This window comes from Thiomicrospira pelophila DSM 1534, assembly GCF_000711195.1.
GTDB classification, from domain to species: domain Bacteria; phylum Pseudomonadota; class Gammaproteobacteria; order Thiomicrospirales; family Thiomicrospiraceae; genus Thiomicrospira; species Thiomicrospira pelophila.
This window is the reverse complement of the sequence record NZ_JOMR01000001.1, coordinates 1,676,914-1,700,767: the sequence shown is the minus strand read 5'-3', so window position 1 is coordinate 1,700,767 and position 23,854 is coordinate 1,676,914. Positions and strand designations below refer to the sequence as shown.

Below are 23,854 nucleotides of genomic sequence, written 5' to 3'. Positions count from 1 at the left end.
CCTATGGATATCTTGAGTTTATTATTGGTAACAGGCTTGTTGGTATTTGTCAGTGTGTTTTCTTTAACGCGGTTGTTTTTTAAGCAGCATGACAAGTTGTTTCAACTCGAACGACTCAAATCACGCGTGGGAGTTGGTCAGCTTTATAGCCAAATTCAAACCCAACACAATAATTGTTGGTGGTGTGTCGTCGGTAATTATTTAGGCTCTAAAAACATAAAAGAGCTGCAGAAAATTCAAATCAAATTGGTGCGCGCCGGATTTAGAAAGGCCGAACATATTGGAGCATTCTATTTTTTGAAAACATTATTTGTACTGGCTTTATTGGCAATCGGTCTGGTTTTGTGGGTGGCGCAAATTGCGCCTTGGCCAATCGTGTTTATTTTGCCGGTGTTTTCATTATTAATTCCCGAACATTTTTTAAGCTGGTTAGCTAAGTTGCGCCTTAATCGTATTAGCCAAAGTTTGCCGGATTTTTTGGATATGGCCAACGTTTGTATGAACGCAGGTTTAAGTTGGATGGTGGCGATTAAACGTGTATCGCACGAATTAAAGGATCTGCATCCAGATATCAGTTATGAATTCAACTACCTATTAGAGCAGATTCAAATAGGTGTGCCGCGAATAGAAGCGCTGCGTCAATTCGCTAGCCGAAACCCGATAAAAGATATTGAGCAGTTGGTTCTATTGTTGATTCAAAACGAAAAACTCGGCAGCCCGGTGAGTGACTCAATACGAGCCTTTTCAAAGCGGATGTACGATGAGCGAGAAGAAATTATGACCGATAAAGCCGCTCAAGCTTCAGCCAAAATGGCGGTGGTGATTTTGCCGTTTTTGATGCTGCCGTATTTCATATTAATGCTTGGCGAGAAGTTCGTCATGATGGCCAGAGGATGGTAAAAACAATGCAAACGATCACCTCAGTTATTTCAATGGTTTTACTACTCGCCGCGCTCGGTTTGAGTGGTTGTGCAAACACCCCAAAAAATGAGTCGGCCGATCCGACTGAAAACACCAAGCCATTGGCTGACAGTTTAACCGAGGAGTCGCAGTTTGAGTTTGCGATGGATATGGTGCGTTTACAAATGGATCGTGCGGAGTGGGAAAGAGCCGAAAAATTGCTGTTAAAGCTGCGCCGTTCGCATGCAAATGAACCGGAAGTATTTCGTTTATTAGGGCGTGTGTATGAGGCAAAAGACCAGCTAGACCTAGCTTATATAACCCGTGAACAACTTTTAAAAATTGAAGAGCATACGCGCTCAGACGAAGCCGATTTTGCACGCACGGCGATCCAGTTAGAACGATATGAGGCGGCGGAAACTACCTACCAGGCCTGGTTGTTAGACGAACAAAATCATGTACAAGTGGCGGGATTAAATAATTTGGGATTTAGTGCTTTACTGCAATCGAATTTAGCGCAGGCCAGAACCTATTTTGATCGAGCCTTAGCCCTCGATCCGCTTAATCAAAAATCGCGAAATAATTTGGCGTTATTACGTCAAATACAGGAGCAGGAGAGTCAGCCTTGAGTATTAAAACTAAACAATCTATTCGACAAACTGGGTCAATATCTGTGTTAGGGATTTTAACGGTATTATCTGGGCTAACGGGCTTCTTAATGATATTAGAACTCAGCGACAAAATGACCCAGCAATCAGTTTTAGAGAACCATGCCACGGCGGTGGCGCCGGTTGCGATTCGAGCTGAGATAGCCATTCGTCAAGACTCGGATGATCCACAGCGTGCGATTAAAGAAGTCGATCAACTGCTTAACCAGCTCGGCTATAACCAGATACCGGAAGAGGGCGAAGACAAGGCAATCAATGTCAGCCTGACGTTCGGTAATATTGAAGGGCAGGGTGATAATGCCCGCTTTACTCCTTTGTCAATGAATGCTTCCAACCCGCGTGGATTGGCAAATAATATGGATGACATTGTTGAATTTAGCGCGGTTGCGGTTGAGTTAACTTACCAACAGTCTAGTTTTATTGGTGAATTTGATTGGTTTAAACCCAAAGGGCGAACTATTTATGGTTTGTCTGAAAAACAAAAAGAAGATATTGGCGGTGGCTGTTTTTGTCAAAGTCGTTATAACGCTTGTCTTGCCGCCGAACCTGAAGTCGGATATGAAACCATTATGGGACAAAAAGAAACCGATACCGTTGAGGCCGACGCCGTACGTAAAAACTATTGTGAGTATGGTTACATGCCAACCAAATCAAGTAGTACAACGGAGAAGAAATACCTGAATTTCGATGTGCCGGACAAGTGGTTAGGTTCAACTGATGTGTCTGAAGTTGAAATGGTCAATTACCAAAGCCCGGTTAGCGTTAGTTCATCTAATTTTTTTATGTGCCCGTGTATGCCATCAGGCGGCATTACGCATAAAAACTATAACGGCACAACGGTTTACACACTGGGTTGTTGTTTTATGCCTAAAGCTGAAAAAGTCAGCGGTGATTTTTATGTTGGGCGCGTGGGCATGTGTATCGCTAACACCAATAATACTAATGTCGCTAACTTGTCGGCTTTTTATAGTGATAAATCCACCATACCGCAAGACTCGGTAAACGATAGCAAAGTCACCCGTTGTTTAAGTTACTTGGAAAATAACCGATATCTGCAGCAAAGTTGCGTTGAACAGCAACGTGAAACCAAGGTCAGTTTTTTACAATGGATGATTATGAGTTTCACCTGGCCATTTATCAGCTGGGAACGAAGCTATCAAGATGTGGATTGTGTGACTCGAAACATGCGCTGGTATGGCTCATTTATTTGGGGCGATTGGTATTAAAACCGTCATATAAAGATAAGGGTACAAAATGAAGTGGATGAAAACTTGGTCGTGGCTAATTGGATTAGGCTTGCTATCAGGCGCGCAAGCATCAGATCGAGCCGGCTATTTTGGTTTGATGGATGCGGATACTTATGTAGGATTGGGGGTCGCACAGCAAACTATCAAGGTAAAAGACTTTAAAGACACCAAAGTACCAGGCCTGGTGCTTACTGTAGGAACCCAAGTTTCATCCTGGGTAGATGCGGAGTTTCGTGTATCCACTAATCAAAAGCAAATTGACATCAAGCATGCGGATTTTAATGTCGAAATGCAATTTGACGAATTTTATGATGTTAGTGGGTTGTTTAAGTTTAAATGGCAAGGTCAAGGGTCAGCGCAACCGCAACCGCTTGGTTTACATGCCACTCTAGGTTATAACTTTAGTCAATATAAAACACGCGAAGTGAATGCCGGGGTTGCACAGGATGTGAATAAACAAACCCAAGATGGCTTTATGTATGGCGTGGGCGCGAGTTTTAAACTGAACCCTAGTCATACGGTTGAGTTAAACTACTTGTCTCTACAGAGCCGCGATAGTTTTGATAACACCGGCCAAATGAAGCGCGACTCTATCGGTTTGAGTTGGTTGTATTATTATTGATGAGCAGGTCGGTTCTGTCACTCTGAGCAAAGCGAAGAGTCTCCTTCCGAATCCCTCCAGCTCTAAGATCCTTCACTTACGTTCAGGATGATAGGGTAGGGTTAAATCAAACTCCCGTAACCTTCTTGGTAAGTTGGGTATTTAAACTCATAGCCGCTCTCACGGATTTTGGCGTTGGATAGGCGTTTGTTGCTGCGCATGGTGCGGCTGTTTTCGGTGGGTTCGGTGTGTTCGATGTAGCCCACGCTTAATTGCTCGGCTAGCCACTCATAGACTTCACAGGACTGGGTGGGTTGGTTGTCCACGCCAATGTAAAGCGGGTCCGCTTTATCTAGATTCATTAAGTGTTTAAATATGCCGACGCAATCATCTGTGTGGATACGATTGCTGTATACGTCCTCCATACAATGCGCCTTGCCTTTCATCACCAAATCGATGATATGGGTGCGGCCTGGGCCATAAATGCCGCCAAAACGCACCACCGTCGCCGGATAACCTGAGTTTAAGGCGAGGTTTTCGCCTTCTAATAAACGACGACTTGAGAAGTTATGCTCTTCGGCCAAGCTGTCTTCGGTTACCCATTCGCCTTCGTTTTGACTAAAAACGGAGGTGCTGGAGGTAAAAAACAAGTGTCTCAGCTTTTGACCGTTTAACGCATGCAACAGATTTTTCAAACCCGCCACATAAGCTTGGTAATAGGCAAAGTCGTTATATTTACCCGCAGCCGCGGTGTAGAACACCGTGTCCAAATCACTCGGCAGCTCTAATGCCTCGCTGGTTAAATCGGCGCTGATCGCGATCATGGGTTCGGGGATTTTGTCGCCATCGCGGCGTAAACCGTAAACCTGGTGGCCGTCGGCCGTCAGCTCAAGTCCTAAACGACAACCTATGTCACCACAGCCAGCAATGAGTATTTTCGCCATAACGTCCCTATATAAATGTGAGGGTGGATTTTGGGTGTAGTATGCACAAAATTGCTGGAATAAAAAAGATGTAGCGAAAGATTTTCGAAGGAAATTTTAAGCGCAGGTTGGAGCGTACAGTATATAAGCTAGATACAAAAAAGCCAGACTAGGTCTGGCTAAAGCTCTATTAGGAGGAAAACAGCGCGTGCCGAAGCACGCGTTGATCTTACGGTTTTTTAGAAGTTCATACGCAATGACACGGTATAACCGATTTGCGAGTGAGTAACTTCGTGAGTTGTTGCATCTGCAGTAGCTTGCTGAGATAGATACCCTGTATTTACAGTTTTGCTAACTTCAGAAGCATACACTACTGCACCCTCCAAAGTCATGCGGTTAGTTAATTCGTAACCACCGCCGATTGTAAAATGAGTCTCAACAATACCTGGGAAGAAATGGTTGTTAAAAATGTTAGTAGCTTGAGCTAAGCCATTAGCTTGAGCGCTTGCTGTTGCGTCATCTACTTCTTTTATTGGGTCTTCGGCATGGTTGATACCTACACCTGCCCAATATCCATTACCAGAGTATTTTGCGCCTAAGGCAAAGACATTTTGGTCATCCCAGTTAAAATCTTTATAGCCTTTAGCTTGGCCCCATGCGATTTGCTTAAAGTCAGCAGTGTACATCATATTACCCATGTTATAAGCAACGCCAATTTTTAATTCTGCTGGTTGCTCTAGGTCATCACTAAATGTTCCAGCAGGAAGGTTAAACCCGTCTGCAGCAGTAGTAATTTGATCCTTGTACTTCATGGCAATAGCAGACTGATAAGCTAAACCGATTGTTAGTTCAGGAGAAATGTCAAAATAACCACCTAAGTTAAAGCCATAACCTAAATCGGTTGACATACCGTTACCAACGTTATGAGTAACGTCATCAGCTGGATTCAGAGGTGTTCCATTAGTATCATATTGCTTAAGGTTGATATCAAGTGAACCATATTGGATAACTGGCGCAAAACCAATGCCATATTGCTCTGTGTTATAAGCTAAAGTTGGAGCAAACTTCATAATCTGCAAGTTACTATAACCATTAAACAAACCCATTCCATCTGTTGCACCACCGTTGTCACGATAGTCAACACCCATGCCGGCTGAACCGTAAATGCCTAGGCCAAAGACTAAATTTTCGTTAATGCGAGTCGCCATAGACACTTCAGGAATAATGTTGGTGTCAGCATCACTTGTTTGTGAAACTGGGCCAGTCTGGCTTGCAACATCCGTTTCAGCTTTTACATTCGGCTTAAACAAAGTCCCACCAATCGCAAATTCAGTGCCTTGCATTTTACCGATCAAAGCTGGGTTGGTTAGAGCGTTTTCAGAACCGAAGAAAGCGGCGGCGCCTGTGCCGCCTAATGCGCGTGCTTGTGCGCCTAGACCGATTAGGTGGTCACCGTTGGTTGCTAAAACTGGTTGTGAAACCATGACCGCTGCGGTGATGGCTAATGCAATTTTGGTTTTTTTCATTTGAATATCCTTATTTAGTGATCTTTTATACTTAAGACTTTATTTTGTGTAGCGCGAGGTCACATCCTGCGTTGGACGTTACTATCGCGTAATTGAAACAAAAAAGATAATTCAAAAAACTTTATGGGGTATTTGCTAAATTAATGTGACATAAGTTTTTGATAATACAATGATGTTCTTATATTGAAATACGTATATTGGTATAAGTTTTTTTGATGAATGAGCGGGTTTTTGGGGGATGCATCTTTTTTTAGCATGACACGGTTTTTAACCGTCATCTTGAACCTAGTGAAAGATCTTGTGGCGGGTGGACTGGGTTTGAGACTCTTCGCTTTGCTCAGAGTGACAGAAGGGGGTTTGATTCAGGCATAAAAAAACCACCAGGCCTGGTGGCGCTGGTGGTTTTGTTTTATGCAATGAATCGTTAGATTCGGGTCAGATTAGAATGCGCCAGTTGCGCCATTTTCCATCATTTTCCAGATTGCATTACGTACGTCCATAGTTAATTCTTTTAACTCTGGTGGCATTTCTTTACCCATTTTTACCATCATGTCCATGTTCATGGTGTAAAGATGTAAACCATCTTCTTGTTCAACCACCGCTACACGGCAAGGTAGGAAAGCGGACATGGCTGGGCTGAAGTTAAGCATGTGACGAGCGGTTTCTGGGTTACATGCAGAAATGATATGGATTACGTCTGATTCAATGCCGCGAGCATTCAATTCAGAAGATAAAGGCAGTTCACCAACATTCATTAAGCCAGGAGTTTGAATGGCTACGTCGTTGATGCTGTCGATAACGTCTTGTAGGGTTAGATCGTCCGCTACTTTACGGTGCCATACTACCGCCCAACCGATATCACCTTCACTTTCAACCCAGCGATCCCAGATTTCGTTGAAAGTGCCCCAAGCGCCTTCTTCAAGGTTGCCTGCTGCTTTCATTGTGCCACAGCCTGACATTAAGGCGATGATGCCGGCTAGGAAGCCAACTTTTAGCATTGTGATGGTTTTCATGTGAGTACATCCTTTAATTTGGTTTTCTAATCGAAAGAGCACAAAGTGTGACGCTTTCTTGATTTCGGAAATAAGATTACTCTTATATTTTGCAAAAGAGAAAATCAAATTTTTTGTTCTGTGATAACAAAATTTTATTAGCATTCCCTAATTCTCTAATATTAGGGATTTCTTATCTTAATCATCTTTGATTTGGAATCCAAGTGCTTTCAGGGTTTTATTAAGTTCAAATTGTGCACTAGACTCCAGTTTGTGCCATCTCCATTCTCGTCGAATTGGGTATTGACGGCGGTGTAATTCAAATTGGTTTTGCACATTGTTTACACTTTTATCGCGAATGGCTTGGTCGTCCGCGACAATATCGTAGGCTTGTTTTAGTATTTGTGCCAAGGCGGTTTGGGTTTTATGGCTCGTCGGTGGGGTTAGGGGTTTAGGTGCGGGCGGTAATTGCTTTTGCCAGTCATTTTGAGCTGTGACCTGCCAAAAATCACACAATTGTTGATACACCATAGATGAACCCGCAACTTTGGCTTCTAACGAATGCCCTGCAATATGGGCTGTCGCGATATCGGCCTTGGCGTAGAGTTCGGCATTAATATGGGGTTCGTTTTGCCAGCAGTCGATCACATTGGCGCGATTATGAAGCTGGCACCAGGCCTGCTCGTTAATAATGCCGCCACGCGCGGCGTTAATTAAAATAGCGCTGGACTTAATCAAGCTCATATTGTTTGAGTTGAGTAAATCGAAGCTGGCAAACTCGCCAGTTTTGGTTAAAGGGGTATGTACACTAATAATGTCGGCTTGTTGAAGTAAGTTATTCAACCCAGTAAATTCGGCTTGGCCTTCCGCTTGTTGGCGTGGTGGGTCATTTAATAAACAGGTCATGCCGAGTGCGCGTGCTTTTTGTCGTAAAAGTTTGCCAACGTGACCCACTCCAATAATGCCAAGGGTTTGTTGTGATAAATCGATGTGATGTTGTTCGGCTAACACGAGTAGGGCGCTAATCACATATTCCGCTACCGAATTGGCGTTGCAACCTTGGGCTGAATAAAAGCGAATATTATTTCGCGCCAACCAGGCCTGGTCGATATGATCTAACCCCACCACGGTGCTACCAACAAACTTGACTGAGCTGCTATCGAGCAGGGCGGCATTCACTTGGGTGCGTGAGCGCACAATCAGTGCATCGGCGTGGCGTACTAAATCGGCATTAATGTCGCGACCGGGCACCAGTTTGATCTCGCCCAGGTGCGAAAACATGGCTTGTGCATAAGGAATCGCATCATCAATAATGAGGGTTTTTTGTGTCATACTAAGCTCCATAAAATAGGTCGCCCATCGCCGAGTTGTGCGCATTGGGTAAGGGTTTGAAGAAGGATAACGCATGTTACAAAAAACGCAATCGACTTTGATTGAAGGACCGACGGGGTCAATTGAGTGCCGAGTAGGACGGGTTAAGCCGGGCTTGCGACCACCAGGCCTGGTGGTGCTGACGCATCCGCATCCATTATATGATGGCACCATGAATAATAAGGTCGTTACCACCATGGAACGTGCGTTTGCACAAATGGGTTGGCAAACTTTGGCGTTTAACTTTCGGGGCGTGGGGCGTAGCGAAGGCGAATACGATCATGGCGAGGGCGAACAAGCCGATTTGGCCGCCGCAGTGACTTGGGCGCAAGGTATGTTTGGGGATTTGCCTTTAGCATTGGCGGGCTTCTCGTTTGGCAGTTATGTAAGTTTAATGCAGGCCAAAAGCTTACAAGCACAGCACCTAATGACGGTTGCGCCGCCAGTTAACTTATATAATTTTGGCGAGTTGAATTTACCAGATAACTTGCGTTGGCACTTGGTGCAAGGTGGCCAAGACGAAGTGGTGCCGCCACATAAGGTGATTAATTGGATGCGTGGTTTAAATCATCGACCAGATGTGTATTGGCGTGAAGGCGCGAGTCATTACTTTCATGGCGAATTACTCTGGTTAAAAAAGGTCGTCAATCTCGCCATAGAGTAAGCTTTTAGTAAATTTTATTGGTATATAAGGTTTTACTTATATATGAAGTTCGATATAATATTAGGAATTTCTTATATTCTAATGTGCTTGAAAAGAAAAAAACCTAGCTATATTCTGGCTAAATTATCCAATTTTGATCAGTTTGTTAGTCATTTTCTAAAGGAAAACAACGATGAAATTACGTATTTTGGCATTGGCTATTGCGGTGGCATCACCAGGCCTGGTGACGGCGCAAACCATCGACTTTCAAACCAGCGTGGAAACCACGCTGTCTCAAAACCCGCAGCGTGACCAAAGTCATGCGCAAATTGACCAGGCGCAAGCCGCTTTAAGTCAGGCTGGCTTGAGTCGTTTGCCGCAGTTTAATTTGTCTTTTACGGCTTCTAACTCTAATAACCCGTTAAATGTATTTGGCATGAAGTTGCAGCAGCGTGATGCAAGTTTTCGCGACTTTGGTTTTGCTGAAGCACCCCCTACGGGTTCAATAGATACTGTACCAGACGATTTGAACAAACCAGGCGGTTACACCGACTTTAATACGCGCATTGAAATGCTATTGCCGATTTGGAATGGTGGCAAAATTTCAAGTGCCAAGAATCAAGCTGGTGCGATGCTAGAAGCGGCGCAAAAAGGCGATGTCGCGGTTCAGCAAATGCTGACCTATTATGTGTATGAAGCTTATGAGGGGGTGCATGCCGCACGTGCTTTTATTCAAGTGGCCGAACAAGCCTTGAAAGCGGCGGATGCTTATGTCAAAACCACGCGTAACTTAGTACAACAAGGAGTGGTGTTACGTTCGGAGTTATTAAGCGCCCAAGCCCACCAAGCCGAAGCTGAATTGATGCTAGAACAAGCCAAAAACCACGAGCAAATGGCATTGGACGGTTTGCGGTCGTTAATGGGTATGGAAACCTACGCGCCGTTGGATGTGGCTGGTCGCGTTAATATTGATTTGCCAAGTGAGAGCTTGGATGAGATGACGCAAATGGCGTTGGACTCGAACCCTAAGTTGCAAGCCATGCGTCAACAAGTCAAAGCCAGCCATGCGGCCGTGAAAGGCTCGCGTGCCGATTTGTATCCAAGCTTTAATTTAATGGCGCGTCACGATTGGAACGATAACGAGCTTGGCTTTAACGCCAGCTCTTATACAGTGGCGGCGGTCGCGTCTTGGAAAATCACCGACTTTGGTGTGACCGGTCGTGCGGTGGATCAAGCCAATGCAGCGGCCAGAGGTCAGGAAGCGCAGCTGCGTTTGGAAGAACAAGCGGTGCGTTTAAATTTGCTGAAGTCTTGGCGTCAGTATCAAAACGAGTTGAAAAAAGTGGAGTCAAATAAAGCCGCGGTTAACTATGCAGCAGAAGCGCAAAGTTTGATTGCACGCCGTTATGAAACTGGGGTATCGACCATGACAGAGGTTTTGACGAGTCAAGCTCAGCTGGATAAAGCCCGCGCCGAATTGGCGAATGCCGAGTACGCGAAGAATATACAAAAAGCGCAATTGCGATTGGCGACAGGCCGTATGCACTTGGATCAAATGTAATCGATTAGAGGATAGAAATTATGAAACCGATGTGGATGTTAATAAATGCCGGTATTGTCGCGGCGCTTTTAGGTGTAAGCGGTTGTTCGTCGGATGATGCGAAAGATGAGGCGGCTTATGATGTAGCCAAATATGAAGTGACGACACATAAAGTGGGCTTGGGAACGGTGCCAATGGTGTCGCACGTTCCTGGTTCTGTGGTGCCAGATCAGCAAGCGCGTATTGCCTCACGTTTGATGGGGTATATTCGCAGCATCCCAGTGGAAGTGGGCGAAAGCGTGAAACGCGGTGATTTATTATTCTCCATTGACCCGCAAGACATTCAAAGCCAAATTTCGCAAGCACGTGCCGGATTTTTACAGGCGCAAGCGGCGTTAGAAAATGCGAAGGCCGATTTTGAGCGTTTCTCAGAATTGTATAAAGAAGAGTCGGTGTCGCGTCAGCAGTTTGACGGGATTCGTTTGCAATACAGTGTGGCACAAGAAAACCTAGCGGCCGCCAAAGCCGGTTTGGAACAAGCTGAATCGCAACTAAATTATGCGAATGTGCGGGCGCCGTTTGATGGCGTAGTTGTCAGAAAAATGGCGGTAGCAGGCGATTTAGCGGCACCGGGCAATCCTGTAGTCATTATTGAAAACTTGAAGTCCTTAAGTGTACAGGCGGAAGTATCACAAGATTTGTATGCACAATTGCAAGTGGGTGACACCGCGTTAGTGATGGTGGATGGTCAGAAAGAGCCGTTAGAAGCCGAAATTTATTCATTAGTTTCAGCCGCCAACCCAAAGACGCGTGGACATAACTTGAAGTTAAGCTTGCCAGTGGTTAATAACGTCAATTCCGGTACATTTGCACGCATTGAATTTAAACGCGGCGAGCGCCAAACGCTGTTGATCCCTAAAGAAGCGGTGGTGAACCGTAGTGGGATTGAAGGTGTATTTGTGGTCAATGATGATAATCATGTGCAGTTCCGTATGGTGCGTATAGGTATGGAGCAGAATGGGCATTACGAAGTGCAAGCTGGTTTGGATATTGATGAAGTGATTGTGACTTCAAACAATCAAACCTTGGTAAATGGCGATCAAGTGGTCGTAACGTCTTCGAATTCTGAAACAGGAGCCTAACCCATGGCGCATGAGGATAAAGAGATTAAATTAAACATGGCCGGTAAGCTGGCGCAGATGTTTATTCATTCCAAAATTACCATGATGATTATGATTGCGGTGTTGTTGGCCGGGATGTTGGCATTATTTGTCACGCCGCGTGAATACAATCCACAAATTGTGGTGCCGGCCGCTAATATTATGGTGCCGAAGGCGGGTGCAACTCCGGATGAAGTAAACAACATGGTGGTGAAACCGCTTGAAACCATTATGAACGCCTTGCCGGGGGTGGAAAACACCTATGGTTATGCTACTAGCGATTTTGGCGTGGTCACGGTGCAGTTTGAAGTGGGTGAAAACCAGGTTGATAGCTTGGTGAAGGTTTACAACCAGGTGATGCAAAATATGGATCGCATGCCGCCAGATACCCAAGATCCCATTATAAAACCAATTAATGTGGATGATGTGCCGATTTTAACCTTGGCTTTAACATCGGAACGTTTGGGAGGGTTTGATTTACGCGATATCAGTTTAAAACTGATTGAACAGTTGCGTAATGTGCCGGGTGTTTCGTTTACCGAAGTTATGGGTGGTCAGCAGCGAGCGGTCAATGTTTGGTTGGATTCGCAAAAGATTGCCATGACTGGTTTATCGCTGGAAGATATTAGCGATATGTTGATGGGCAGTAATGTGTCGTTGCCAGTAGGTTCGTTGGTTAATAACAATAGCCATCATCCGGTACGCGTGAATGGTTATTTAGGGAATGCGCAGGAAGTGGGCGATATTATTATTGGCGCGGATAAAGGCCAACCGATTTTCTTGCGTGACATTGCACGCATTGAAGATGGACCGCTTGAGACTGAGGTGCATACGCGTATTGGCTATGGCATGGCGGCACACGCCAGCAAACGCGGCGAATTCCCAGCCGTGACCTTGTCGGTTGCTAAGAAACCCGGTACCAACGCGGTAACCGTATCGAATGCGGTACTGGAAAAGCTCGAAGAATTAAAAGTGAGTATGTTACCGGCTGATGTCGAAGTTGTCGTGACTCGCAATGACGGCGAAATGGCCGATCAAGCTGTGAATATTTTGATTGAACACTTGGGTATCGCCATTGCCTCAGTGGTGATTATTTTAATGATCTTTTTGGGTTGGCGCGAAGCGGGCATTGTAACCCTAACCGTGCCGCTAATTTTGTTTGTGGTATTAGTGGTGGGGCTATTGTTTGGCCAAACCATGAACCGCATTACGCTCTTCGCCTTGATTCTGTCGTTGGGTTTATTGGTGGATGCCGCGATTGTTGTAATTGAAAATATTCACCGGCATATCCATCAAGGTTTTGACCCAAAAAACTTTGATCAACTCTTGATTAAAGCCACCAATGAAATTGGTAACCCAACTAATGTGGCGACTTTAGCGGTTATTTTGGCGTTTATCCCAATGATGTTTGTAACTGGCATGATGGGGCCGTTTATGGCTCCGATTCCGTTTAACGTGCCGATTGCGATGATCGCTTCTTTGTTGATTGCTTATATTTTAGTGCCTTATGCCTCTTACCGTTGGTTGGGCAAAAAAGCTATTGCTGAGATGCAACGCCGCGAAAGTATGGAATCGCATCACGTCGAAAAAGAAGATTGGATGCAACGTTTATATGTCAAAACCATTGTGCCGATGATTGAAAGCCGTACCAAGCGTAATATTTTCTTGGGTGCGGTCTTGGTGAGCCTGATGGCCGCGATGTTGCAACCGGCGTTGCAGTTTATGCGAGATGATGGCATGAATAATCCGCTGCATAAGGCGGGGGTTGAGGTCAAAATGTTGCCATTTGATAACACCAATACGTTCTTAGTGCAGGTGGACATGCCAGCCGGTACCGCGACAGAAGCGACCGATCGGGTGGTACGTTTTGTGGGTGATATTTTATCTAAAACGCCTTATGTAAACGATTACACGGTTTATTTGGGTGCGCCTGCTCCGATTGATTTCGCGGCCTTAGTGCGTGGCGACTTGATTAAGCAGGGTAGTGAGTTTGCTCAAATTAGAGTGAACTTAGAAGATAAGCATCACCGTAGTTTAAGTTCGCATGAAATTGCGCAACTATTACATGATCGATTTGCGATGGTGCGTCAAGATTTCCCAGAAGCGAAGGTGAAAATTTACGAAACCCCGCCTGGGCCACCGGTCTCTTCACAAATTTTAGCTGAAGTTTATGGTCCGGATTATGACGTGTTACGTACGGCGGCAAATGAAATCACCGCTAAGTATGAGCAGATATACGGCATGATCAATATCGATAACTCGGTGACGGGTGATGTGCATAGTTACGAAATTAATATTGACCGCGAAAAGGCTAATTTACTCGGCATCGCTCCTGCGGTGGTGAGTAAGATGTTGCGCGACTATATTAATGGTTACGAGCTGGGTTATATGCATTTGGATAATGTGCGTGAACCGGTCAATATTGTGGTACGTTTGCCGCGTGAAGAGCGTACCGTGCCAGAGCAGTTGCTGAACTTGCGCGTGAATTCTTTCTCGGGTGAAGCGGTGCCGTTGTCGTCTATCGCGACAATTAATGAACGCATATTGGATAAACCAATCATGCGGCGTGATCAACATTCGATGGTGATGGTTGGTGGCGAATTGTTGCGCTCTAGCCCAGTTTATGCCGTATTAACTCTGGATAAAATGTTAGACGGCGTGACCTTGCCAGAGTCGGGCGTGAGCTTTACCACGGCCAACTTGGGCTTTGTCGAAGCTCAACCAAAAGATGTGACGGATTACACTTTGTTGTGGGGCGGTGAAATGCGTCTTACGCTGGATGTGTTCCGAGATATGGGCTCGGCGTTTATTGTCGCGTTGATCTTTATCTATCTGATTTTAGTTGGCTACTATCGCTCGTTCATGGTGCCGGTAATTGTCATGGGAGCGATTCCATTGACGATGATTGGTGTATTCCCAGGCCATTGGTTAATGGGGCAAGCATTTACGGCGACTTCTATGATCGGGGTCATTGCTTTGGCGGGTATCGTGGTGCGTAACTCCTTGTTATTGATCGACTTTATTTTGGAATATCGTCGTGAAGGTAAGAGCTTGCGAGAATCGGTGATTGAAGCCGGTAAGGTTCGTTTCCGTCCGATTCTGTTAACGGCCTTAGCCATTATTACGGCGTCGTTGATTCTAACGACCGACCCGGTATTTGGTGGACTGGCGATTGCGTTGATCTTCGGTACGATTTCATCAACTGTGTTGACCTTATTAGTGATTCCGTTGATGTATTTCATCTGGCAGACCTATTATCCGTCTAGCCCAGATCCGGAAGATTCACCTAGAATCGCGAGAGATTTACAAGCGAAATAAATAAATCCATTAGCTTGTTATAAACCCCGCCATGGCGGGGTTTTTTATATCTGGCTTTGGCGACTTAGCAGAGTATGGTTTAATAAGTTTAATTTGTACGCCTAAAGTGAAATGAGGTTTATGGACGCCGTAAAATTTGAAGACGCTTTGGCGTTATTTTTAGAACATTTATTATTATCTGAAGGTTTGAGTGCAAATACACAAGCGGCGTATCGGACCGATTTAACCCAGTTTGCACGTTGGTTGGGCAAGCTGGAATCCGCGGCTTGGCAACAGGTGAGTCGGGATGATTTGCAGAGCTATATTCGTTACCTGCAAGAAGCCGGTCGACAGGATCGTTCAATCGCTCGTATGGTGTCATCGCTTAAACGCTTGTATGGGTTTGCGATTGAACAGGCCTGGTTGTCAATTAATCCGTGTGATTTATTAAAAACACCAAATACGTCGGCGGCGATTCCAAGTGTGTTAAGCGAATCACAAATTAGTGATTTGTTAGATGCACCGGATACCAGCACGGATTTGGGTTTGCGAGATCGTGCGATTTTAGAGTTAATGTATGCCAGTGGTTTGCGTGTATCGGAAGTGGTGAACTTACCTTTGTCGCAGTTAAATTTGTCGGCGGGTTTGGTCATGGTCACAGGTAAAGGTAACAAGGAACGCATTGTGCCATTGGGTGAGTATGCGAGTGAATGGTTAGCGCGTTATTTAAAAAGCGCACGACCAGGCCTGGTGGGTGACAAATGGGTTGATACTTTGTTTGTATCGCGTTTAGGGCGTACCATGACACGGCAGACACTCTGGCACCGGATTCATAATCTTGCCCAAATCGCGGGCATCGCTGGTAAACTATCGCCTCATGGTCTGCGTCATGCATTTGCGACGCATTTGATTAATCATGGAGCGGATTTACGCAGTGTGCAGTTGTTGCTAGGGCATAGTGATTTGTCGACTACACAAATTTATACTCATGTCGCGAAAGAGCGCTTAAAATCCTTACATCAGCAACATCATCCGCGCGGCTAATTTTATTAAAGAATAGGACAAGTATGTTTACAACAGTTTTGAAACGAACACTACCAGGTCTGGTGATCAGTGCGTTAAGTATGAATATAGCCATCGCAGACGAGACCACCGATAAGATTCAAAAGAAGCTTAACGAAATTATTCCGAGCGCGCCAACAGCACAAATAAGCGAATCGCCGGTTGTAGGTTTGTATCAAGTCATTGTGGGCCCAAATGTGATTTACATGACGGCGGATACAAAGTTTTTGTTTAACGGAAATTTAATTGATTTGGCTACGCGCGAGAATTTAACCGAATCGGCTAAAAATCAAGCACGTAAGCAAACCCTAGAGGCCATTCCGACGGATTCGATGATTGAGTTCCCGGCAAAAGGTGATACGAAAGCTACCATTACTGTATTTACCGATATTGACTGCCCTTATTGTAAGAAGTTTCATAAAGATGTACCCGAGCTAAATAAAGAAGGCATTACGGTACGTTATTTAGCTTTCCCACGCTCAGGTGTGGATACGCCTAGCTATGAAAAAATGGTATCGATCTGGTGTGCCGATGATCCCGCTAAAAGCTTAGATGATGCTAAGAAGGGCACGAATCCGCAGACCAAAAGCTGTGATAACCCGGTAAAAGACCATATGTCACAAGCCCAGTTGTTTGGTATTAACGGTACCCCAACCATTATTTTTGAAGATGGTAATATGGTGCCAGGTTATGTGCCAGCAGAAGAATTGATACCAGCGTTGTTGAAGTAGACTCGAATACCGCTAGACGACCTCCTTTTAAAGCCAGGAGGTTGGTTGTGGCATTAAATTTTACGAACAAAAAACCAGGCAAGGTGCGAGCACCAGGCCTGGTTTTTTTATGGGCAAGGTTTTTTCAGGTTTAGATTTTTAAATCTTGTCCCAACCGCCACGACGTTTTGGAATTCTAAAGAAACGACCCAATAGCAAACCGGCTAGTAACACGCCCGCACCGGCTAAAAACCACTGGCGTTTAACCGTGTCTTCAGCACGCGCAATTTGTTCGCGCATAATCACGTTTTGCGATTCTAAATCACCAATCAAACGACGCATTTCCTGGTTTTGTTGATCAAGCTCGATTGCACCACCTGAAATACTGGTAAGGTGATCAAACTCTTTATCAAGTTCAAACTTTTCTTGCTTGATGGTTTCAAGCTCTTGGCTGGTGGTATTTGCACGTGTTTTTAATTCGTTGTGCTCAGACTGTAAAGCTTTGTACTGAGCGTTTAGTTTATTCAAACGAGCGGTTTGTTCAGCCAGTAAAACTTTTGATGGTGTGTCATTTTGAATCGCGATTTTATTCACCCAGCCTTCTAACGTGGCGCCATTGTGAATATATTCAACGCGTGACCAGTTGGAGTCACCTACTTCAAGCACTTTAATTGGGCTGCCGGCTTCCAACATACGAATAATGCGAAATTCGTTACCCGCACCACGACGCAACGGCACTTCAATGCTGTCACTAATATAATGCGTATATTCTTCAGCGTGAGCTAAGGACGGTATTAACCACATGGGCTGAACCATAACGGCTAGGCCGACAATAGGTAAAAATCGTTTAAAGCTGTTGAATTTTCGCATGTTGTTGCTCCAGGTTAGTCAAGGCGTTGGCTATATCTTGCAGTTTTTCACGCTCTTTGGCAACTACTTCTGCCGGCGCTCGTGCTACAAATTTATCATTATTTAGCTTGCCATCCAATCTTTTTTGTTCGTTTTTTAAACGATCAATCTCTTTTTCAAGGCGAGCTAACTCCGCTGACTTGTCAATTAAGCCAGCCATTGGGATCAATATATTCATTTCACCGACCAGTGCGATCGCCGACTCCGGGGCTTGGTTGGCATCGGTAAGGATGTCGATGGATTCTAGTTTAGCCAGGGTCATTAAGAATAAACGGTTATTGTTTAACCAGACCTGGTCTTGATCAGAAACCTTGCTTAACAACACGGGCAAGGCTTTGCTAGGGGCGATATCCATTTCTGAACGGATACGACGTACGCCCATAATAAATTGCTTAACCCAGTCCAGCTCGGCTTCGGCTGCGGTATCAATTTTTGTGCTGTCGGCTTGCGGATAAGGTTGCAACATAATGGTGTCACCCTGTTTGCCAGCCAAAGGCGCGACTGTCTGCCAAGCTTCTTCGGTGATAAACGGCATAATCGGGTGCATTAAGCGTAATAGGGTTTCGAGTACGCGCACCAAGGTACGGCGGGTGCCACGTTTGGCGGCATCGGATGAGTCTTGGTTTAGGATGGGTTTAGATAATTCTAAATACCAATCACAGTATTCGTTCCAGGTGAACTCATAGATAAGGTTAGCGGCGAGGTCAAAACGGTATTGTTCGAAATGGCGTACCACTTCGGTTTCGACTGTTTGTAGACGCGACACAATCCAGCGATCGGCTAGCGATAATTCGATGGGCTGTTTTTCATCTACCCCAGTATCGAAGCCTTGTGTATTCATTAGAACATAGCGGGTCGCGTTCCAAAGTTTGTTGCAGAAGTTGCGATAACCGTCGCAGCGATTTAAGTCGAAACGAATATCGCGCCCAGTAGAGGCAAGCGAAGCAAACGTAAAACGGATCGCATCGGTGCCGAAAGCCGCAATGCCGTCGGCGAATTGTTTGCGGGTATCTTTTTCGATCTTGGCGGCTTTTTCAGGCTGCATCAGGCCGGTGGTACGTTTGCTGACAAGGCTTTCTAAATCTATGCCGTCGATGAGGTCTATCGGGTCAAGCACATTGCCTTTGGATTTCGACATTTTTTGACCTTCGCTGTCACGAACCAAACCATGCACATATACTTGTTTGAAAGGCACTTGGCCTGTGAACTTGAGGGTCATCATAATCATACGGGCGACCCAGAAGAAAATGATGTCAAAACCGGTTACCAATACGGAGGTAGGATGAAATTTTTCCAATTCAGGTGTTTTTTCCGGCCAGCCGAGTGTCGAGAAGGTCCATAAAGCCGAACTAAACCAGGTGTCGAGCACATCATCATCTTGGCGTAATGCACGCTCACCTAGGTTATGTTTGGCGCGCACTTCGGCTTCGTCACGACCAACATACACACCGCCTTCGTCATCGTACCAAGCTGGGATGCGGTGCCCCCACCAGATTTGACGTGAAATACACCAGTCTTGGATATTGTTCATCCATTCAAAGTAGGTGTTTTCCCAATTTTTGGGAACGAATTCAATGTCGCCATTTTTAACCGCGTCAATCGCCGGTTTGGCAAGTTCTTGAACCGCGACATACCATTGATCGGTCAGTAATGGCTCAATCACCGCATGAGTACGATCGCCGCGCGGCACCATGAGTTTATGCGGCTCGATTTTTTCCATCAAATCCAGCGCTTCTAAATCGGCAATGATTTGCTTACGCGCAGCAAAACGATCTAAGCCCTGATATTTTTCCGGTGCTTCGTCATTAATCGCTGCATCTTGGGTGAAGATGTTCAGCATCGGCAAGTTATGGCGTTTGCCCATTTCGTAATCGTTAAAATCGTGAGCCGGCGTGATTTTGACACAACCAGTACCAAATTCAGGATCCACATAGTCATCGGCAATAATCGGGATTTCACGACCCACTAAAGGCAGGGTGATGGTTTTGCCGATCAGCGCTTGGTAACGCTCGTCCTCTGGGTGCACGGCGACAGCTTGATCGCCTAACATGGTTTCAGGACGTGTGGTGGCCACCACTAGATGACCGGAACCATCCGTTAATGGATAACGCATGTGCCATAGATTACCTTGTTCTTCTTCGGAAATAACTTCTAAATCGGATACGGCGGTGTGCAGAACTGGGTCCCAGTTAACCAGACGTTTGCCGCGATAAATTAAGCCTTCTTCGTGCAGCTTAACGAACACTTCTTTTACCGCATTCGACAAACCATCATCCATGGTAAAACGCTCACGACTCCAGTCTGGAGAAGCGCCTAAGCGACGTAGCTGTTTGGTGATGGTACCGCCAGATTCGGCTTTCCATTTCCAAATTTCATCAATAAACTTTTCTCGACCCACATCATGACGACTTAAACCTTTCGCGGCCAGCTGGCGTTCTACCACCATTTGGGTCGCAATACCGGCGTGATCTGTACCCGGTTGCCAGAGTGTAGGTTTGCCTTGCATACGATTCAGGCGGATTAGGGTGTCCATAATCGTATCTTGGAAAGCGTGCCCCATATGTAAACTGCCGGTGACGTTGGGCGGTGGGATCATAATGCAATAAGGATCTTGATCGCTGTTTAAGTTGGGTGCAAAGTAGCCGGCGTTTTCCCAAGTTTGGTACCACTTGGTTTCAATCGTTTTGGGGTCGAAATGCTTTTCCATAATGTGTTGTTCGTTTCTGTTTGAAAAATAGGATTAATTATAGCAAGCCAAAGGCTTTTGGTGGGAGGGAATCCGCCCGCAATATCGAACTTCTTAGTTATACGGGGATGGATTAATCCTTGTTAGACTTTGTGATCAAACCACCAGGCCTGGTGCCGAGTTAAATGGGCAGATTAAGAGGGTGGGTTAAGTTGCCCTGCGATGGAAGTGTTAAGTCGGAACCAACCCGCAATGCTGGCTCTTGGTTGCTGGGTGGGTTTGACTTCGTGGGGTACTTGTTCGCTCATAAACAGTACCAGCGTGCCGATTTCGGGCGTGACTTGGCCGATAATGTGAGTGTCTTGTTCGTCGTAGATCACGAGTTCGCCGCCCCAACTGTCTAGCCAGTCGGGATTAAGATAGCTCACGGTCGTTACCATTCGATTGGCCGCACCACGAAAACTATCCCAATGTTTTTTATAAAAGTCACCAGGCGAGTAGAGTGCAAAGTGGGCTTCGTATTCAAACAAGCCAAGAAATAATTGGCGATTCAGTTCGAGTTGTAACTGCTGCATTAGATCCAGGTATTGAGCTTGAGCAGGGCTGGTGCGTTCGAGCCAGTGAATGCTGTCGCGTCGAATGCGTTGGTTAAGTTGATGCTCTTGACCTCGACCAATACCGGCTTGTTGCATTTCACCCTGTTGATCAAGCTGATCGATTTCATGTAGCAAAGTTAAACAAAGTTGCGAATCAATGGCATCCGGCCAAACATGCCAGCCTTTTTCAACCAGGTTGTCGATAGCGAGGTCAAGTTGGGTTTGATCAAAATACTGAGGTTGCATGGCTGGGGTTCCTGCCGAAGTGGATTCGCGAATTATGCGACCAGGCCTGGTGGTTTGCAAGTGTTTGTAGAGGAGGGCTGAAAAAAATAATGCGCCCTTAGGTATTGGGCGCATAAGACTAGGCGGAGAATCTTAACCTAGTAATTGGAGGACATTGGATTTGTCTTGGTTGCCTTGTACTTGCATCATGATGCTGGCTTGCATAAGTACATCGTTGCGTGCTTTATCTGTAGAAGCTCGCGCCATGTCGGTATCAAGAATTTGGCTACGACTAGCGTAACTGTTTTCTTGGCTGGTGGCCATATTGGATACCGCTGAATATAGGCCGTTTTGTTGGGCGCCAAAATTGGCTTGGCTTGCACTAAGTAGGTCGGTGGCGTTTAACAAGGCTTCGGCTGCCGCACTTGCATTAGCCGGGTTGCTTAAATCCATGCCAGTTAAGCCCAACGCATCGCTGGTTAGAGTTGGCATGGTAAGGTTGCTTTTGCTACTATCACCCAGCGCAATCTCAATGTCTGGATTCTGGCCGTCCAATAATGAAATATCATTAAACTTGGTGGTGGCCGCTGTACGGTTAATTTCTTCCATCTGCTGCTGAAACTCAGTGTTGAGCATATTACGCTGAGATGCGCTCATGGTTCCGTTCATTGATTGGATGGATAGTTCATACATACGCTGGATACTGTCTGTCATGCCACGAGACGCGCCATCAGCGGTCTGCAATAATGACATACCATCATTCGCGTTACGCATACCAACCGATTGACCCATGATTTCTGTGGTCATGCCAGTCACCACGGCTAAGCCTGCCGCGTTATCCGCCGATCGGTTAATTTGCTGACCAGTTGTTAAGCTAGTGTTGGTTGGGTTGTAAGGGCTATAAGGCGAACCTACACTGTTAATAGAATCGACGCTCATACTCATTCTCCTGAGAAATTTTGTTTCGTAGTTCTATAATACGCCTAATTTTTTAAAAATCAAAGGAAAGCTAATGTCTTGTTGTGGAAAGGGTTTTTGCAATTTTCAGTTTGCGGACGGAGCGCCTTTAACGGATTATTCGGTCACGAATATGAACGCGCAGTATTTGTTTTTACCTTATGGCACTTTGTTGCAAAAAAACGAAATAGTCCGAATTTGGATGGAGTCGGGAAAAGCCAAAGAGGTGGCGATTGAGGCCAAGTGGCCAATTGCGTTTGATCAGCAGGGGGCGCATGCGGTTGGACGAGATCGTGAACTACCTTGGCAGCTAGTGGCGATGGATACCGGGTTTGAGTTGGATGATATTTTAGATTGGCCGAATCATGATTTAGCGAATCCGAATGAACAGCCGGTTGTGCTGGAGTTTCGCCATCCGATTGAAGTGAAGCCCAGTTTAAAAATGCGGTTATTGCAGTTGTTATATAAAATTCGTAATTTGTAGGCCTAATATAGGCACCAGGCCTGGTGCTCTTGGTGGCTAACCTTTATTGCAGATATAAAAAACCCCGCCGAAGCGGGGTTAGTTTTAAGCGAGTTATTATTCAGTCTTATTTTTTACCAAACTCAGGGTAGGCTTCCATGCCACACTCTGATTGATCAAGACCTTCGTACTCTTGCTCTTCGCTAACACGTACACCCATTACCGCTTTGATAATGAACCACACGATTAAGCTGGCAATGAATACCCAAGCAAAGATTGATACGATACCGATTAGCTGTGCGCCAATGGTTGCATCTGCGTTGTTGAATACGACTGCGATTAAGCCCCAGATACCTACGATACCGTGAACAGAGATCGCACCAACCGGATCATCGATTCTTAACTTCTTGTCCATGATCAAGATCGCGAATACGACTAACATACCACCGATTAAACCAATAACCGCCGCCGATAGAGGCGTAGGTGATAATGGGTCAGCGGTGATAGATACTAGACCCGCTAGCGCACCGTTTAAGATCATAGTTAAGTCAACTTTACCAAACATGATGCGTGAGATAATCATCGCACCGATCACACCTGCTGCAGCCGCTAAGTTTGTGTTTACAAAGATCATCGCCACTGCGTTAGCGTTTTCAACGGTTGAGATTTGCAACTGTGAACCACCGTTGAAACCGAACCAACCTAACCATAGGATGAAGGTACCTAGCGCAGCTAAAGGCATGTTTGCGCCCGGAATCGCACGAACTTCACCGTTTGGACCATATTTACCCTTACGTGAACCAAGTACTAATACACCTGCTAGAGCGGCGGCTGCACCGGCCATGTGAACGATACCAGAACCAGCAAAGTCAGAGAAACCAAGCTCGCTTAGGAAACCGCCACCCCATGTCCAGAAACCTTGAACCGGATAGATAACCGCGGTCATCGCGATAGCAAACACAAAGAACGACATAAGTTTCATACGTTCAGCAACCGCACCAGAAACAATCGACATCGCCGTGGCTACAAACACCACTTGGAAGAAGAAGTCGGCTAGGTTTGAGTAGTAAGGAGCATCCTCACCACCGGCTACCACGGCCGCGGTTGTGTTATCCGCACCTAATAAGAAGCTTAGGCCAGGAATTACGCTGTTAACGCCGTCACCATACATAATGTTGTAACCGACCAACATATACATCAAGCTGGCAATTGAAAATAAGCCCACGTTTTTCGCTAAGATTTCAGTGGTATTTTTACTGCGCACCAAACCGGCTTCGAGCATGGTAAAGCCCGCCGCCATCCACATAACGAGTGCCCCCGCCATGAGGAAGTAAAAGGTGTCGAGCGCGTAACTGAGTTCGAGTACTTGTTCCATCAC

The 23,854-nt window shown here is 45.6% G+C and carries 20 protein-coding genes; 11 read left to right on the top strand and 9 right to left on the bottom strand.

Translation table 11 applies throughout. The features are described 5' to 3' along the window. Positions 1-3: 3 nt before the first annotated feature. Genes N746_RS0108135 through N746_RS0108120 form a run of 4 tightly spaced genes read left to right on the top strand, consistent with a single transcriptional unit; the run spans position 4 to position 3,437 of the window. Positions 4-900 (top strand): type II secretion system F family protein, encoded by an 897-nt coding sequence (locus N746_RS0108135; RefSeq protein ID WP_029935627.1) that lies wholly within the window; start codon positions 4-6, stop codon positions 898-900. A gap of 5 nt (positions 901-905) precedes the next feature. Further along, positions 906-1,529 (top strand): tetratricopeptide repeat protein, encoded by a 624-nt coding sequence (locus N746_RS0108130; protein ID WP_162173036.1) that lies wholly within the window; start codon positions 906-908, stop codon positions 1,527-1,529. Next, positions 1,526-2,794 carry a hypothetical protein gene (locus N746_RS0108125; RefSeq protein ID WP_029935622.1) on the top strand — a complete coding sequence of 423 codons (1,269 nt, stop codon included), beginning with the start codon at positions 1,526-1,528 and terminating at the stop codon, positions 2,792-2,794. The genes N746_RS0108130 and N746_RS0108125 overlap by 4 nt, the downstream gene beginning before the upstream one ends. Before the next feature lie 28 nt (positions 2,795-2,822). Continuing rightward, positions 2,823-3,437, top strand: coding sequence for an outer membrane beta-barrel protein (locus tag N746_RS0108120; protein ID WP_029935619.1), 615 nt, complete (start codon positions 2,823-2,825; stop codon positions 3,435-3,437). Between the two features lie 101 nt (positions 3,438-3,538). Here the strand turns inward: N746_RS0108120 and N746_RS0108115 are convergent, their stop codons facing one another. The 4 genes from N746_RS0108115 to N746_RS0108100 form a co-directional block, all read right to left on the bottom strand. After that, the gene (locus N746_RS0108115) at positions 3,539-4,360 is read right to left on the bottom strand and encodes an SDR family oxidoreductase (RefSeq protein WP_029935617.1); all 822 of its coding nucleotides are present in this window, start codon (positions 4,358-4,360) and stop codon (positions 3,539-3,541) included. A 218-nt stretch (positions 4,361-4,578) separates the two neighbouring features. Then, on the bottom strand, positions 4,579-5,865 hold the full coding sequence (locus N746_RS0108110; RefSeq protein ID WP_029935615.1) for an OmpP1/FadL family transporter: 1,287 nt from the start codon (positions 5,863-5,865) through the stop codon (positions 4,579-4,581). A 440-nt stretch (positions 5,866-6,305) separates the two neighbouring features. Then, positions 6,306-6,878: a DUF302 domain-containing protein gene (locus N746_RS0108105; RefSeq protein WP_029935614.1), complete on the bottom strand. Its 573-nt coding sequence runs from the start codon at positions 6,876-6,878 to the stop codon at positions 6,306-6,308. Positions 6,879-7,055: 177 nt separating this feature from the next. Next, complete coding sequence (locus tag N746_RS0108100) at positions 7,056-8,189, bottom strand: 4-phosphoerythronate dehydrogenase (RefSeq protein WP_029935611.1); 1,134 nt, start codon at positions 8,187-8,189, stop codon at positions 7,056-7,058. A 73-nt stretch (positions 8,190-8,262) separates the two neighbouring features. Between N746_RS0108100 and N746_RS0108095 the strand changes: the two genes are divergently transcribed. From N746_RS0108095 to N746_RS0108070, 6 genes are all read left to right on the top strand, one after another. Beyond that, positions 8,263-8,892: an alpha/beta hydrolase gene (locus N746_RS0108095; protein WP_029935610.1), complete on the top strand. Its 630-nt coding sequence runs from the start codon at positions 8,263-8,265 to the stop codon at positions 8,890-8,892. Between the two features lie 172 nt (positions 8,893-9,064). Next, positions 9,065-10,432 carry a TolC family protein gene (locus tag N746_RS0108090; RefSeq protein ID WP_029935608.1) on the top strand — a complete coding sequence of 456 codons (1,368 nt, stop codon included), beginning with the start codon at positions 9,065-9,067 and terminating at the stop codon, positions 10,430-10,432. A gap of 20 nt (positions 10,433-10,452) precedes the next feature. After that, the gene (locus tag N746_RS0108085; protein WP_029935606.1) at positions 10,453-11,553 is read left to right on the top strand and encodes an efflux RND transporter periplasmic adaptor subunit; all 1,101 of its coding nucleotides are present in this window, start codon (positions 10,453-10,455) and stop codon (positions 11,551-11,553) included. Between the two features lie 3 nt (positions 11,554-11,556). Next, on the top strand, positions 11,557-14,889 hold the full coding sequence (locus tag N746_RS0108080) for an efflux RND transporter permease subunit (protein ID WP_029935604.1): 3,333 nt from the start codon (positions 11,557-11,559) through the stop codon (positions 14,887-14,889). Between the two features lie 120 nt (positions 14,890-15,009). Next, complete coding sequence (xerD, locus tag N746_RS0108075) at positions 15,010-15,912, top strand: site-specific tyrosine recombinase XerD (RefSeq protein WP_029935601.1); 903 nt, start codon at positions 15,010-15,012, stop codon at positions 15,910-15,912. A gap of 23 nt (positions 15,913-15,935) precedes the next feature. Beyond that, entirely contained in the window at positions 15,936-16,661 is a 726-nt protein-coding gene (locus N746_RS0108070) for a DsbC family protein (RefSeq protein WP_029935600.1), read from the top strand. Between the two features lie 138 nt (positions 16,662-16,799). On the opposite strand, the gene N746_RS0108065 is transcribed toward N746_RS0108070, so the two are convergent. The 4 genes from N746_RS0108065 to N746_RS0108050 all read right to left on the bottom strand — a co-directional run bounded on the left by N746_RS0108065 (position 16,800) and on the right by N746_RS0108050 (position 21,995). Further along, the gene (locus N746_RS0108065; RefSeq protein ID WP_029935597.1) at positions 16,800-17,510 is read right to left on the bottom strand and encodes a TIGR04211 family SH3 domain-containing protein; all 711 of its coding nucleotides are present in this window, start codon (positions 17,508-17,510) and stop codon (positions 16,800-16,802) included. Continuing rightward, positions 17,488-20,256 (bottom strand): valine--tRNA ligase, encoded by a 2,769-nt coding sequence (locus N746_RS0108060; protein ID WP_029935595.1) that lies wholly within the window; start codon positions 20,254-20,256, stop codon positions 17,488-17,490. Before N746_RS0108060 ends, N746_RS0108065 begins: the two co-directional genes overlap by 23 nt. A 173-nt stretch (positions 20,257-20,429) precedes the next feature. Further along, positions 20,430-21,191 (bottom strand): 2OG-Fe(II) oxygenase, encoded by a 762-nt coding sequence (locus N746_RS0108055; protein WP_169736000.1) that lies wholly within the window; start codon positions 21,189-21,191, stop codon positions 20,430-20,432. 18 nt (positions 21,192-21,209) lie between these two features. Then, positions 21,210-21,995: a flagellin N-terminal helical domain-containing protein gene (locus N746_RS0108050; RefSeq protein WP_029935590.1), complete on the bottom strand. Its 786-nt coding sequence runs from the start codon at positions 21,993-21,995 to the stop codon at positions 21,210-21,212. A 73-nt stretch (positions 21,996-22,068) separates the two neighbouring features. Here N746_RS0108050 and N746_RS0108045 point away from each other — a divergent pair, with 73 nt between their 5' ends. Further along, entirely contained in the window at positions 22,069-22,497 is a 429-nt protein-coding gene (locus N746_RS0108045) for a hypothetical protein (RefSeq protein WP_029935587.1), read from the top strand. 106 nt (positions 22,498-22,603) lie between these two features. Here the strand turns inward: N746_RS0108045 and N746_RS0108040 are convergent, their stop codons facing one another. Then, complete coding sequence (locus tag N746_RS0108040) at positions 22,604-23,851, bottom strand: ammonium transporter (protein ID WP_029935585.1); 1,248 nt, start codon at positions 23,849-23,851, stop codon at positions 22,604-22,606. Positions 23,852-23,854: the final 3 nt, after the last annotated feature.